The sequence below is a fragment of the Spiroplasma endosymbiont of Lonchoptera lutea genome, from assembly GCF_964019715.1.
Classification (GTDB): domain Bacteria; phylum Bacillota_I; class Bacilli_A; order Mycoplasmatales; family Nriv7; genus Nriv7.
Genome location: NZ_OZ026463.1, coordinates 130063 through 144160, shown reverse-complemented (window position 1 = coordinate 144160; position 14098 = coordinate 130063). Strand labels below are relative to the sequence as shown.

Annotated in this window: 14 protein-coding genes; 6 read left to right on the top strand and 8 right to left on the bottom strand. The window is 24.7% G+C overall.

What is annotated here, in order from left to right; translation table 4 throughout:
* Positions 1 to 34 precede the first annotated feature (34 nt).
* Positions 35 to 508: an IS30 family transposase gene (locus tag AACK97_RS00710; RefSeq protein ID WP_338967948.1), complete on the top strand. Its 474-nt coding sequence runs from the start codon at positions 35 to 37 to the stop codon at positions 506 to 508.
* Positions 509 to 649: 141 nt separating this feature from the next.
* A complete protein-coding gene (locus AACK97_RS00705; RefSeq protein ID WP_338967947.1) occupies positions 650 to 901 on the top strand; it encodes a hypothetical protein in 252 nt (83 codons plus the stop codon).
* A 214-nt stretch (positions 902 to 1115) separates the two neighbouring features.
* On the opposite strand, the gene AACK97_RS00700 is transcribed toward AACK97_RS00705, so the two are convergent.
* Positions 1116 to 2468, bottom strand: coding sequence for an Mbov_0401 family ICE element transposase-like protein (locus AACK97_RS00700; protein ID WP_338967945.1), 1353 nt, complete (start codon positions 2466 to 2468; stop codon positions 1116 to 1118).
* 189 nt (positions 2469 to 2657) lie between these two features.
* Between AACK97_RS00700 and AACK97_RS00695 the strand changes: the two genes are divergently transcribed.
* On the top strand, positions 2658 to 4808 hold the full coding sequence (locus AACK97_RS00695) for an ankyrin repeat domain-containing protein (RefSeq protein WP_338967944.1): 2151 nt from the start codon (positions 2658 to 2660) through the stop codon (positions 4806 to 4808).
* Positions 4780 to 7083, top strand: coding sequence for an OTU domain-containing protein (locus AACK97_RS00690; protein WP_338967943.1), 2304 nt, complete (start codon positions 4780 to 4782; stop codon positions 7081 to 7083). The genes AACK97_RS00695 and AACK97_RS00690 overlap by 29 nt, the downstream gene beginning before the upstream one ends.
* A gap of 252 nt (positions 7084 to 7335) precedes the next feature.
* Here the strand turns inward: AACK97_RS00690 and AACK97_RS00685 are convergent, their stop codons facing one another.
* Together AACK97_RS00685 and AACK97_RS00680 are read right to left on the bottom strand one after the other, a co-directional pair.
* Complete coding sequence (locus tag AACK97_RS00685) at positions 7336 to 7824, bottom strand: hypothetical protein (RefSeq protein WP_338967659.1); 489 nt, start codon at positions 7822 to 7824, stop codon at positions 7336 to 7338.
* 49 nt (positions 7825 to 7873) lie between these two features.
* The gene (locus AACK97_RS00680; RefSeq protein ID WP_338967942.1) at positions 7874 to 9322 is read right to left on the bottom strand and encodes a hypothetical protein; all 1449 of its coding nucleotides are present in this window, start codon (positions 9320 to 9322) and stop codon (positions 7874 to 7876) included.
* 95 nt (positions 9323 to 9417) lie between these two features.
* Between AACK97_RS00680 and AACK97_RS00675 the strand changes: the two genes are divergently transcribed.
* Both AACK97_RS00675 and AACK97_RS00670 read left to right on the top strand, forming a co-directional pair.
* Positions 9418 to 10371, top strand: a complete 954-nt coding sequence (locus AACK97_RS00675) for an IS30 family transposase (protein WP_338967941.1) — start codon at positions 9418 to 9420, stop codon at positions 10369 to 10371.
* Between the two features lie 73 nt (positions 10372 to 10444).
* Entirely contained in the window at positions 10445 to 11389 is a 945-nt protein-coding gene (locus AACK97_RS00670; RefSeq protein ID WP_338966714.1) for an IS30 family transposase, read from the top strand.
* Positions 11390 to 11408: 19 nt separating this feature from the next.
* Here the strand turns inward: AACK97_RS00670 and AACK97_RS00665 are convergent, their stop codons facing one another.
* The 5 genes from AACK97_RS00665 to AACK97_RS00645 all read right to left on the bottom strand — a co-directional run bounded on the left by AACK97_RS00665 (position 11409) and on the right by AACK97_RS00645 (position 14085).
* Positions 11409 to 11873 carry a hypothetical protein gene (locus tag AACK97_RS00665; protein WP_338967939.1) on the bottom strand — a complete coding sequence of 155 codons (465 nt, stop codon included), beginning with the start codon at positions 11871 to 11873 and terminating at the stop codon, positions 11409 to 11411.
* 271 nt (positions 11874 to 12144) lie between these two features.
* Positions 12145 to 12537, bottom strand: a complete 393-nt coding sequence (locus tag AACK97_RS00660) for a hypothetical protein (RefSeq protein ID WP_338967370.1) — start codon at positions 12535 to 12537, stop codon at positions 12145 to 12147.
* Positions 12538 to 12559: 22 nt separating this feature from the next.
* Positions 12560 to 12808: a hypothetical protein gene (locus AACK97_RS00655; protein WP_215826579.1), complete on the bottom strand. Its 249-nt coding sequence runs from the start codon at positions 12806 to 12808 to the stop codon at positions 12560 to 12562.
* Positions 12809 to 12810: 2 nt separating this feature from the next.
* Positions 12811 to 13095, bottom strand: coding sequence for a hypothetical protein (locus tag AACK97_RS00650; protein ID WP_338967368.1), 285 nt, complete (start codon positions 13093 to 13095; stop codon positions 12811 to 12813).
* Positions 13096 to 13098: 3 nt separating this feature from the next.
* On the bottom strand, positions 13099 to 14085 hold the full coding sequence (locus AACK97_RS00645) for a hypothetical protein (RefSeq protein ID WP_338967938.1): 987 nt from the start codon (positions 14083 to 14085) through the stop codon (positions 13099 to 13101).
* Positions 14086 to 14098: the final 13 nt, after the last annotated feature.

Below are 14098 nucleotides of genomic sequence, written 5' to 3'. Positions count from 1 at the left end.
CTTCTTTCTTAATAATTTTGAAGTCTATATAATTATGGTCCAACTTATTGTAGCCTATCCAGGTGATACTGTAGTATCATCACGAGGTAAAAGTAAATCATGTTTAATAACTTTAGTTGAAAGAACATCAAGATTTACTTTAGCAATATTAGTTGAAAATAGAACTACTAAAGTTATTAACAAAAATATTAGTCATTATTTATCAATTCTTCCAAATAATCTTGTTAAGACTATAACATTTGATAGGGGTAAAGAATTTGCTAATTGACAACAACTTGAAAAAAATTTAAATGTGAAAATTTATTTTGCTGATGCATATTCACCTTGACAAAGAGGTACTAATGAAAATACTAATGGTTTAATTAGAGAAAAATTTCCTAAAAAATTTAATTTTTCAAATACTACTAAAAATGCAGTTCATAAATTTATATTGTCTTTAAACCAAAGACCAAGAAAAATACTAAATTATCTTTCGCCAATCGAATATTTGGTTAGAAAAATAATTTAGTTGCACTTAACTTTACAATTTGGCAATTTAATTTTTCTAACACTGATTTTACAGAAAGCAATAAATTAATTAACAGTTAGTGACTTTAGTATTAGTAATAATCCTAATGATGATAGTCTAATAACATTAAAAACTAAAAATGTGCAACTAATAACTAAAAAAGTTAACGAGCAATATACTATTGATAATATTAAACTAGTTAATTATTTAAAATGAGAACAAATTAATCATCAAAGTTCTTATTTTCAAAAATCAATTATTGGAAAAATTCTTAAAGAAAAATATCATTATGTCATTAACAACATTGAATTTAAACAACTTTTTAATAAATTTATTAATGTAATTGATATATATTTTTCTTCTTTACTTAATAAAATGTTATGAAATTATTAACCTGAAATGTAAAATTAAAAAGGACACTTATATAAAAAACAAATTGTGTTAATTCTATAATTAAGAAAAGAAAGGAATTAGCACAATATATAAGTATCTGACGGTCGCGTTTAGTTTTCTTAGGTATTGCTTTGAAGAAGTAAAACAATCAGCTAATTATATTATTTAATTACTAAACTAACCATACCTTTCTTGTTATTGTCATTTTTATTCATTACCATTTTATCATATTATTGAATTTTTCATCATTTTTATTATTATATTTATTTCATAATGAACTTTTATATATTTCTTTTCTGATTTCTATTTCTGAATTAATATTTTCATTAATGTAATGTAATACATTTAATTTGTTTAAATTTGCCATTCTTAAATGTAATAGGTTATTTAAATTCTTATGATTATATATTTTTGCCCCATATCCTAATTGTTGTTTTACCAAATGTGACACATCACTTTCAATGCTACAACCAATATTTCATTCTAAATTTTGATGATGAATACCATGTTTATTATTACTGAAATAATTACTCGCCTTTCTTAAATTTGTTTTAATATCTTTATTTAATTCATTTTTAGCAATATTACGAATGTTTTTTATTAATTCTTGATGATTTCCATCCTTATATAATTTAATTCAGCTATTTAGTGTTACTTTGCGATTTTCAAAAATAATATTAAATGCAGTTTGTTTTAATTTTTTAATAGCATGATAACTATCTAAAATGTATCTAACATTACCAAAACTATTGGCAATTTCTCTAATTCAAGTAGCACCATCACCACAAAAAATTATTTTGTCATAATTAATATTCACATAATGTTTTTGTAATTCTCTAATTAATAAATCACGATAACCCATCGTATTTATTCGTTTACCAACTTTTAACATTAGAAAATGACCTCGTTTATTTTCTAACTCTCTACGAGCATTTTTGTAATTTTTTTCTTTATGTCCTGTATGAAAAGTAACTAAACGAATTCTTTGGTCTTGTTTAACTTTCTGATCTAATGTCGCTAAAAATGTCTCATCTAGTTGAATATATAAGTCCTTATTTTTGACATCAATTCTAGTTTTAGTTTCTTTTTCTGCTAGTTGAAAATATTCGGCAATATCATATTTATTTAAAATATTTGAAATACTAGCTTTTGAAATATAACAATGATTTAGAACATCTAAAACATCACGATAGCGTTTACCATCACCTAAAAGACTTAAAACTTTAAATTGGATATCAAAATAAATGCGTTGTTTAGGTAATAGACCAATTTCTTTATCTAATAAACATACATATTCAAATTTACCTGATTTTTGATTTCAATATTTATATCGGCGTCGTTTAAAAATAACTTCACCAAAAATTGTAATAATTGTTCTTATTGCAAAATGAACTACTTTATAACCTTGTTTTAAGCGATAATGATATTTATATAAGTATTCATCTAATTTTTCATATTCATTAGCTAATTGTTCGCATTTATTGGTATACATATTTTTATGGGTTGTAAATAAACTTAATCAATGCTTGTTTTCTGTGGTTTTTACATTATTATTAATTTTTAACATAATAAATTACCTTTCTTGATAGTAACTTTAACAAATTTTAGTATTCAATAAACTGAGAAAATGATAAAAATTCTTATTTGATAATTTATAATTAATTTGTATTAATTAAATTTTATAAATTTAAGGGAGAGGGGCAATACTATAAAAATTTATTAGTTAGCGAAAATTCACGAAAGGAATTTGATTAGTATGAAAAAACTTTTAGAATTACTAGGAACAATTTTGATAACCAGTAATGCAGCCGGACCATTAGTTGTCAATAAGCCTAATAACAATAACAATAAAATTAAAAACAGTCTAGAAACATTAACTCGCCAAAAAAGACAAGCACCGCAAGCTCAAACTGATATTATTGAAAAAGAAATTACTTTAGATGAAAATTATTCTGAAAATATTCAAAAAATGTTAAAAGAATTTATGAAAAATAACCAAATTGATCCGTTAAGAATGATAAATAATGAAGGAATTGTTACGACAGATTATTATGAAACAGATAAAAGAAAAAAAGACCGTAAAGATAATCTTGAAATTATTATAAAGGAATTAGATAAAATTTTAGAATTATCTCAATTTAATGAAAATAAAACAATAATTTTAATATTAACATTAAAAAATAATGATAATAAAAATATAAAATTAGTAATTAATTTAAATAACTTTTATGTACTGGGAATTATTAATAATCAAAATCAATATTTTTATTTTGATGATGAACTTGTAGAAAAAGTTAAACAAAAAAATAAAGCAGATATCGAAATATTAGAAAAACAAATTAAAGAAACATCAAATAAAAATCAATTAGGTAAATTAAATAAGAAACTTAAAAATTTACAAGGTGAAAGCTTAAAAATTGATGAACAAAAAATTAAAACTTTAAATACTGCAGTAATTAAAAAATATAATTGTCAAAAAACTAATTTAAACTATACGGGGGCATATTCAGAACAAAGTTTAAATGCTGTAAATATTAATATTACTAAAGAAAATTTAAATAAGACAATTGCAAATTTAGCAATTCTTGATAACGATAACAAACAAAATCAAGCAATAAAAGATGATTTAGTGCGCATGATTTTTGTAACCAGTGAAGGGATGCGCTTTGGATCTTATCTTAAATATTTTAATTATGAAAAAAATGGCCAACCAGTTGAATTTAAAAATATTCCAACAAATGTTCAAGAAATACTCAATAGTAAAATTAATTCACTTAAGTGAAAAGATTATAAGCCACAATTAATAGGTGGATGAACAGCATCTAGTAAATATTTAGAACAAAAAAGAAAAGAAATTTTTAAAAAATTAAATAAACAAATTATTCTTTCAAATTTTTTAAGTAAAAATAATGAAGAACTAAACAAAATCTTTAAAAAATCATCAATACAAAGTCAAAATTGAGAAACAAATGTTAAACCTGAAATTGAGAGTATAATTAAAAATTCTAATAATCAAGAATATATAAATTTAGAAACTGATATTTTAAAAAATATTAATTATTTATTCACAACAAATGAAAAGGAAATTAATTTTCTAAAACAATGAGATAATAATCTTACTCCTAGTGTAATAAATATTAATAAAATGGATAATTATTATAATTTAATAAGGTCAGTAATTGTACAAGGTAATTTAGACTTGTTTGAATTAATAATTACAAAAAAACCAGAACTTATTAATGTAAATAATAATGATCTAACATTTTTACAAGTTGCGATAGCTAACCATAAAATTGATATAGTAAAATTATTACTTTCTCATGGTGCTAATGTTGATGAAAAAGGCAAATATGATTCATCCGCTTTATACACTGCAACATTTCATGGTGATATTGATATAGTAAAATTATTACTTTCTTATGATACTGATGTAAATGCAAGAGAAAACAATGGTTTAACACCTTTACATGTTGCAATAGATAGAGAATATTTAAACATTGTTTCAATATTACTTGATCATGGTGCTGATGTAAATGCAAAAGATTATAAGGTTGATTTAACACCATTAATTACTACATTAAGTAGTAACAACATAAATATTTTTATTAAATTAATCACAAATAAAAATAGTAAAGACAAAATTAATATTAATGAATCAAATAAAAAGGTTAACAATTGAACACCTTTACATTTTGCAACACAGAAGAATCAAATTCAGTTTGTGAAAATATTACTTGCTCATGGTGCTGATGTTAATATAACAGACAATAATGGTAATACTGCTTTATATTATGCAGCACGCAAAGGTTATACAGAAGTGGAAAATCTTTTAAAAGAATTTAAAAAATTAAAAGACCGATTAGACAGAAGAACACAAGATGATACTGTGAAAGAACAAATTAATTAAAGATAAATTAAAAAAATTATTAGGAACAAATACAATTAGTTCTAAAGTATTTGTTCCTTGATTATCAACTTTTATTACACAATTCGCTTTAGGAGAAATATCAGATAATCAAGAACAAACAATTTTAAATCGTGTTAAAGAATTAAATCCACGGTTAGATATTAATAAAATTAAGATTACAGATATTAATATAACAACTGCACTTATTACTTGAAATGATGAAAATTGACCTGGTGGTAAAATAGTTATATTTACTATTGCTAAAAAATCAGGTAAAACAACTGGACCTCAGAAAAAAGATGAATCAGGTTTTGGAGGATTTAAACCTGGTTTTTTAAACTCATCTTCTAAATCTAATAGCAACATTAATACAAATTCTGGCGGAAGTCAATCACAAGGTAGCAGTAGTAAAAGAGTGAGTTTTGGTGAACAAGCTGGAACTAGTGGCACACAAAATCAAAATACTAAAACAACAAATCAAAATAATTTGTATGATGTTCCAGCGGATAATAGTTGTTTGTTTTGGTCGGTATCAACATCTTACTTATTGCCAGTGAGAAATAATAATGAAGAATTTAGAAATCGATTTATCCAATTATTTGGTGAAGAAAATTTAAAATATTTATTACATATCCACAAATTACTACAACAATATGATTTAGAAAATAATAGAATTCTAAATCAATTATGATATCAAGATCAAACAGCAAATAATCTAGTTATAAATTTCTTTCGTAATCGCGTTGTTGATTATATACAATCAAATTTAGACACAATTCCAAATCGCAATGGCGAATTAACATTTAGAAGTCTTATTCAAGATAATAATGATATTGATACTAATTACTTAGAAATAATGCGACAACCTTCAACGTGAGGTGGGACACCAGAAATAATAGCAATGAGTAATATTTTAAATGCTAATATTAGCGTAAATAATAATGGTTTTTATCAACCAATTAATCAAAATTCAAATAATAATAACATAGCGATATATTATGTTGAACTTACAAAAGGCTCTGGTATTCACAATCATTATAATTTTGCTTTAACACCAGAAGAAAATCGAACAAACCACCCTATTGCTATTAATGACAATCAGGGAAATATCCCGGTAGTTGATACAACAAAAAGACCAGATAATTTACCACCAACAACCCCAAAATCAGATACAAAGTCAATTAAATTACCGGTTGATGATCACGCGCAACACCATACTATTTTATCTAACAATAATGAGGATGATGATGCTAATCAAGGTAATATTATCAATGCACCAGAACCAACAACAACCCCATTACAAAAAGATGAATATCATTTTGTAGATAAAAAAACAGAAGAAAAAAGTTTAAAAAATGATGAAAATTTAGAAATTAACTTAATTAAAAACAATAATAAAATCAAGCAAAATGTCCCGGTAGTAAATAAATCAATAAACAAAAATATTATCAACGCACAAATAATAGCTACCAAGGCAATAAATAAATACAACACGCTTTCAAAAGAAGAAAAATTAAAAAAATTAAATGAAATTAATCGTTATTATCAAACATTACCGGAAAACGATAAAAAAGCTTTTAAAGAAAAATTAACAAATACTGGATTAGCAGCTTTAAGTGGGGGCGCATTAACAGCTTATGGAACAAAAATGACTGTCACTGGTACCGCCGCTACTAGTGTCACAAATGCAGAAGCAATGGAAATGACTCCGCTCTTATCAACAAACACAACAGAAAGCTTAGCCGCTGCAGAAACAATTACTATGGCCGAAACAGCAGCAGTTGAAGGTGGAGTTATAGCTGGAGAAACTGGTACCGCTGCCGCTCTGGCTCCGGAAACTCTAGGTCTATCCTTAGTAATTGGAGGATTAGCAATTGCAGGAACATGAATATATTTTGCTTTTCATCATCACGCAACATCTGATATTGCGTTGCCAACTTCAATTCATCATAATGTTTATGATAACATTGAAAAATGATATAAATTTCTAGCCCATGATAAATTAAAAATTAAAATTAACAAAAACACATGAAATGAAATCAAACAAAATAAAAATTCACCAGCAAACATTATAAAAATTATTAAAAATAAATTTGTTATAAATGACCATTCTGGTTGAGGCGGAATTGTCACAAATGAAGATTTCAACACTTTTGTAAAAGTAATAGTACTTCATTTCGAACAAATAAATGGTTATTTTGAAATATTAGATAATGAAAATGATGGTTTTGTCATTATAACCAACACTGAAGGCGATTGACTAGGAGTAGAATAAAATTTAACATTATTAATTAAAAAATTAAAATATTTCTTATATGTGTTATGCAGAAATAACCTGACTTCAAATTTTAATTTTAATATATTTGTTAATTATCTAATTTAAATTAAGATTAAAAATATTTTTACTAAAGCAGTATTTAAACTTAAATACTGCTTTTTTATTTTGTCAAAATAGAAAAAATGAAAAAATTGTTTAAGAGCAGTATCGTCATATAAAGCTACATTTTGGGGTAGCGATTTTAACAGTTTAATTATTTTTAAATTCAGTTTTAAATTCTAATATTTTTCATTTGGCATATCTTTCATTTTTATCTCATTCTTGTATTTTCATTTTTATGTTTTTTAATTTTTTATTTTGATATGATAAAAAATCTTTATTTTCTCAATATCTTGGTTCACTGTTTTTTTCTCAATTTAAATCATATTCTAATGATTTTAATATTGGTAGTGTAATCTTGTCATTTTTATCAACATAAAATTCTCAATCATTAAGTTTCATTCGCGGAGGCAAGTTTTTGGGCATAAATTCATTTTCTACATTAACTTTTATTTCTCATTTTTGATTTCACTTGCTGTTGTCATCTTTTGATGATTTAAGTGTTAATTTTGATTTTTTTAAGTTTAATTCGTATGACTCATTCTTAATTTGTAATATTGGTTTATTTTCTTTTTTAGAACACCCAACTATTGGCAATGTTGTCAGCCCCAAAAGAGCTATTATATTTAAAATTTTCATAAATTTAACTCCTTCATTTTGTTTTTTCAATATATATATATATATATAATTATACAAAAATTCTTAATATCATTAGAAAAATGGCAAAACCGATTAAAAATTGAAAGGTATAGTAAAAAGCTGGTACCGTTTTAAAAACTGGAAAAATGGCGGTTGAAAAGTTAACTGTTGCTTTTGCAATAATTGCTAACGGTCGCAAAATCGTGATGATTTGTGAAGCTGTGAGTATTCAGTTTATCATTTTGATACTAGCATTTTGAATGGCACAACCAATATCATTAAAGGTTGGTATTCATCGTCCAGAATATTTGCAATTTGCTGGTGGAATTAAATCGTCTCATTCACTGTTATTTGAGCCATCAGGGATAAAGGCTGTTGAATTTAATACATTAAAGTCATAAATTTTAAAATTGTAGTTGGAGATATTCTCTTTGTGATAAAGTGGAAAAGTTAAGGTAAAAATGTTAATACCATAACGAATATCAATATCGGTATTTAGATAATTAATACTGTTAGCGGTTTTGTTGGTTGGCAAGGCAATGAGTTTATTATCATAAGATTTAAGGACATTAAAATTAATTTGATAAATGCCATTGGTGTTGTTAATAGCATTGTAATTATCTTGGTGCATTTTTTTGTCAAAAGTAAAGAAATAACTTCTTAGTAATAATTCTGAGTTTCCTATAATATTTACTAAGTATTTTTTGGGATAAAAGGTAATTAATGAACGATAAAAGAAACCGATTTGAATAAAGTAATCCTTCTTATAGTTTTCTACACCCTTAAAATCAATTTCGGTATGAGTTTTTTCGTCCATATCAAAAGTCACATAAAATAAACTAGCAAAGAAATTGCCAAGAATTTCATAGATTTCGTTAAAAATATTTTTGTAATCGCTATTGTTAATACTAGGAATGTTGTTTTTAAAATAAAGGTAAATATCATTTTTTAAATCGGGGTCATAGCGTAGAAAACTAAATCTAACATTGAGGTAATTTAAGGTACCAAAAAGATATTTAATTAGGTAATAATCGTTAGAATTCGTAGTGCCATATTTTCAGATTTCATTTTCACCGTGTAGCAATTGTAAATACTTATTTCCAGCAATTAGAGTTTTGTTAAATGCCTTAATTTTCAAAACATTTTCATTTACTACATTTTTATCACTAGAAGTTTTATGATAAAAATAACTCTCCTCTTTAAAGCCGTGATTTTTAATCGTAAATTCTTTGTAATAACCTTTTTCTAGGGTGTCAATGAAATTAAATACGGGCGTTCAATAGAGATACGAGTAATTAAATTTATCAAAATCACCACGGTGAATCATTAAGTAATCAAGATTATCAACAACATCGTTATAGTTATGGTTGCCATCAAATTTGGTGGTTTTTTCTGGTAAATCAATATCAGTCGAGGGTTTAATTTCTGATTGTGCGTTAAATTCTAATATTTTTCATTTGGCATATCTTTCATTTTTATCTCATTCTTGTACTTTCATTTTTATGTTTCCTGAAATGTAAAATTAAAAAGGACACTTATATAAAAAACAAATTGTGTTAATTCTATAATTAAGAAAAGAAAGGAATTAGCACAATGTATAAGTATCTGACTATTGAATCAATAATAGCAATAAAAGAATATAAAAGTTATGGATTTTCTATTCGTAAAATAGCAAAAGCAATTGATTATAGTAAATCAACTGTACACAGAGTTTGTAAATTATTAAATCAAAACTTATTACCATTAGAAATATTGAATCAAGTTCAAAAAAATAAACAAAATGCAGGTAGAAAATTAATAATTTTAACTTTAACAGAAATTAATACTATCAATCATTTGTTAATTACTAAAAATTATGCTCTTGATATAATTGCTGATTTTTTAAAGAAAAATAAAATAAAAAATATTTCAACAAAAACTTTATATAACATGTTTAAAACAAATCGAATGGGTTTTGATGAAAAAAATTTATTGAGAAAAGGCAAAAATAAACCTCATAAACAAAAAGAAACTAGGGGCAGAATTAATAATTGTAAATCTATTCATGAAAGAAATTTAATCATTCCAAATATTAAAAATATACAAGAATTTGGCCATTTAGAGGGAGATACTATCGTTGGTAAAGATCATAAAAGTTCTATTATTACTTTAGCTGATATATGATCAAAAACCACAATTCCTTTGAAAACTAAAAATCATAAAGCAGAAAGTATTACACAAAGTATAATAAAATTTATTTCAAAATTAATACCAGGAACAATTAAAACTATTACTTTTGATCGTGGTAAAGAATTTAGTAAATGAAAATTAATTGAAAAAAATTGTAATGTTAAAATTTATTTTGCAGATGCCGGCAAACCTTGTCAAAGAGGTTTAAATGAGAACAATAATGGTATTTTAAGAAGATATTTACCAAAATCTACTGATTTATCTTCATATAAACAAAAAGACTTAAATTCTATAGCATTTCAAATTAATTCTACACCCAGAAAATCATTATCTTATAAAAGACCAATAGATTTAATACAATTATTTCCTGAAATGTAAAATTAAAAAGGACACTTATATAAAAAACAAATTGTGTTAATTCTATAATTAAGAAAAGAAAGGAATTAGCACAATGTATAAGTATCTGACTATTGAATCAATAATAGCAATAAAAGAATATAAAAGTTATGGATTTTCTATTCGTAAAATAGCAAAAGCAATTGATTATAGTAAATCAACTGTACACAGAGTTTGTAAATTATTAAATCAAAACTTATTACCATTAGAAATATTGAATCAAGTTCAAAAAAATAAACAAAATGCAGGTAGAAAATTAATAATTTTAACTTTAACAGAAATTAATACTATCAATCATTTGTTAATTACTAAAAATTATGCTCTTGATATAATTGCTGATTTTTTAAAGAAAAATAAAATAAAAAATATTTCAACAAAAACTTTATATAACATGTTTAAAACAAATCGAATGGGTTTTGATGAAAAAAATTTATTGAGAAAAGGCAAAAATAAACCTCATAAACAAAAAGAAACTAGGGGCAGAATTAATAATTGTAAATCTATTCATGAAAGAAATTTAATCATTCCAAATATTAAAAATATACAAGAATTTGGCCATTTAGAGGGAGATACTATCGTTGGTAAAGATCATAAAAGTTCTATTATTACTTTAGCTGATATATGATCAAAAACCACAATTCCTTTGAAAACTAAAAATCATAAAGCAGAAAGTATTACACAAAGTATAATAAAATTTATTTCAAAATTAATACCAGGAACAATTAAAACTATTACTTTTGATCGTGGTAAAGAATTTAGTAAATGAAAATTAATTGAAAAAAATTGTAATGTTAAAATTTATTTTGCAGATGCCGGCAAACCTTGTCAAAGAGGTTTAAATGAGAACAATAATGGTATTTTAAGAAGATATTTACCAAAATCTACTGATTTATCTTCATATAAACAAAAAGACTTAAATTCTATAGCATTTCAAATTAATTCTACACCCAGAAAATCATTATCTTATAAAAGACCAATAGATTTAATACAATTATTTTAAAAAACTGTCCCATTTATATTTACAATTCAGGTTTTAAAAAACTGTCCCATTTATATTTACAATTCAGGTTTTTTAATTTTTTATTTTGATATGATAAAAAATCTTTATTTTCTCAATATCTTGGTTCACTGTTTTTTTCTCAATTTAAATCATATTCTAATGATTTTAATATTGGCAGTGTAATCTTGTCATTTTTGTCAACATAAAATTCTCAATCATTAAGTTTCGTTCGTGGAGGCAAGTTTTTGGGCATAAATTCATTTTCTACATTAACTTTTGTTTCTCATTTTTGATTTCACTTGCTGTTGTCATCTTTTGATGATTTAAGTGTTAATTTTGATTTTTTTAAGTTTAATTCGTATGATTCATTATTTTGCCTTTTACTTCTAATTAGTGATTGTGCTGTTGATTTGTCATTATTAATGTTTTGTGGAATGGTAAAAATGTTATTGAAACTAATAATTAACACGGTAAATATTTTCATAAATATTTTTATCACTCCTTTTTAAAATATTTTATTTTTCATTATTCTTTTAGCTTTAATCTTTTTTAATATAAAACGAATTAAGCAGTTTACTATTTCTGTTATGGTTACTCATACTAATGAATAACCTATAATCATTAACTTACCAATTGCTCCAAAATTTTTAATAAATTGTTGCAAATTTTCAATATCTGTATGTAATAATAAAACTATACTTAAAGATATGAATATAATGTAATTAAGTATTATTCATCAATATTTTTTTAAAAAATTAATGAGTTTGTTTGATTTCATTTTTCAAGGCTCTTTTTGCTTTAATTTTTTGAATAATAAAGCGGATTAATTTTTCAAATTTAATTGCAAAGTATATTGCTGCGCCTCATCAAAAAACAAATATTCCTGCCAGCATAATACCACTATTGAACTTGCCAAAGAATTTAACCATTTCTTCATTCATAAAATTATTAAATTCGTCACTTGTTCCAGTTATTCATTTAGTATCGATTGCTGTTAATGCACAAATTAATAAGCTTATAAAGATAAAAATGATACTTAACACTATTTTTAACCACTGTTTTTTAAAAGAATTTTTAATTCTTAATTTTAACGGCGTTTTTTCTTTTGAATTATCTTTTTTAAATAATTTTACTAAAAGTTTTTTCATTTTAATTCTTCTTTCATATTTTTTATCGTCCTTTAATCACAATAAATAAGGCAATAAGTACACAAGTAACACCAAGAATAGTAAAGATTGGATGTTGCGAAAATGTTCGTGCCATTGGTTTAAATAGTTCTAAAATTGTTAAATTGCTCGTAATAAACTTTTGGAAATTGGCAAGCCCTTCGCTAATATAGTTCGTTAAAGTTTCAAAATGACTACCAGCTAATAACCCAAGAACAGTTATTAAGATAAAAATAATAATTAGTTTAAACATTGTTAGTTACCTTGTTTTGTTTTTATTGGTTTTATTTGTTTTTTAGCTTTTCCTCACGCACTTAACCGCCCTTTATTTTTAACCGCATATTGGCGTTGTTTTTCTAAATTAACTTGTTGAATACCAAATCCAAGAATAATTGCCATAAGAAATTCTACAGCCAGCGTTAAGAACAAGGGAAATATTAGTTGAATTTTTGTTCCCGGCACTTCAAGACTTCAAATTAAATCAAAAACTTTATAAAGCATTTGGGCAAGAAAGTCGGCCATTTTTGCGAGATTTTCCATTTTTTATTGTTCCTTTTCTTTCATTTTTCTTAAAAATTTGCTAAATTTATCCATTTTTAAGTATTCTAAGTCTTCTAAATCAATTGCCGTATCAGTATAGTATTTATCTTCATAATCAGGATTTACTTTTGAATTTAAGTAATCTCTTAAAAATGCTAGGTAAAAAGAATTGTAAGTGTTAAGTATTGGTAAAGGAATTTTTAGTTTAAAAAAATAAATATCAAGTTCAGGAATATCACGATATTTAATGCGACGACCCCTTTTACTATTTTTAGCATCAATTAAGGTGTTTCTTCAGCGTTCATATTCTTCAATGCTAGTAAAGGTGCCATAGATGACTTTTAAGTAGGGACGAAAAATATTAACGGGTTTTTTACGAATTCCCACAATCACATTATTGGCAATATCACGAACTTTAACTCAAATATGTTTATCTCTTTGACCGCTAGCAAGCACAATATGACCAAAATGCCGTGCCAGAGCGAAATATTCTTGGATACCGGTTTCTTCGTTTTTGGTATTATTTTTTTCTCAGTCAGTTCCTTCTAAAAATAAATTGGTTTCATCTCACAAAAGTAAGGTTTTGTCTGGCAATACCGGATAATCAAAGTCTAATAATCCCATATGCCCTAAACTTAATTTTTGAGTTTCTAGTAATGGAAATGTTGATACGATATGATATTTTTTCTTTTTTAGTAATTTTGATGCGTATACTAGAAAAGCGGTTTTTCCAGTTCCTAATGAACCAATAACAATATTTAATGGTGAGTTTTTTAAGAAGTTAATAACTTTGTTAATTTGTGTTAAATTACCGATTTTAAAAAGAAAAATTAAAATACAACCTGCTAAAAATAAATAGCTTACAATGTTTTTAAAATAACCGTTGTAAATATATCAAATTGCTCCTCAATGTCATAAAATTAAAAATGAGATGCGATTTAATTCAATAAAATGGTTATTTTTTTCTATTATTCATTTGCAAAATTTCATCTTGCACCTCACT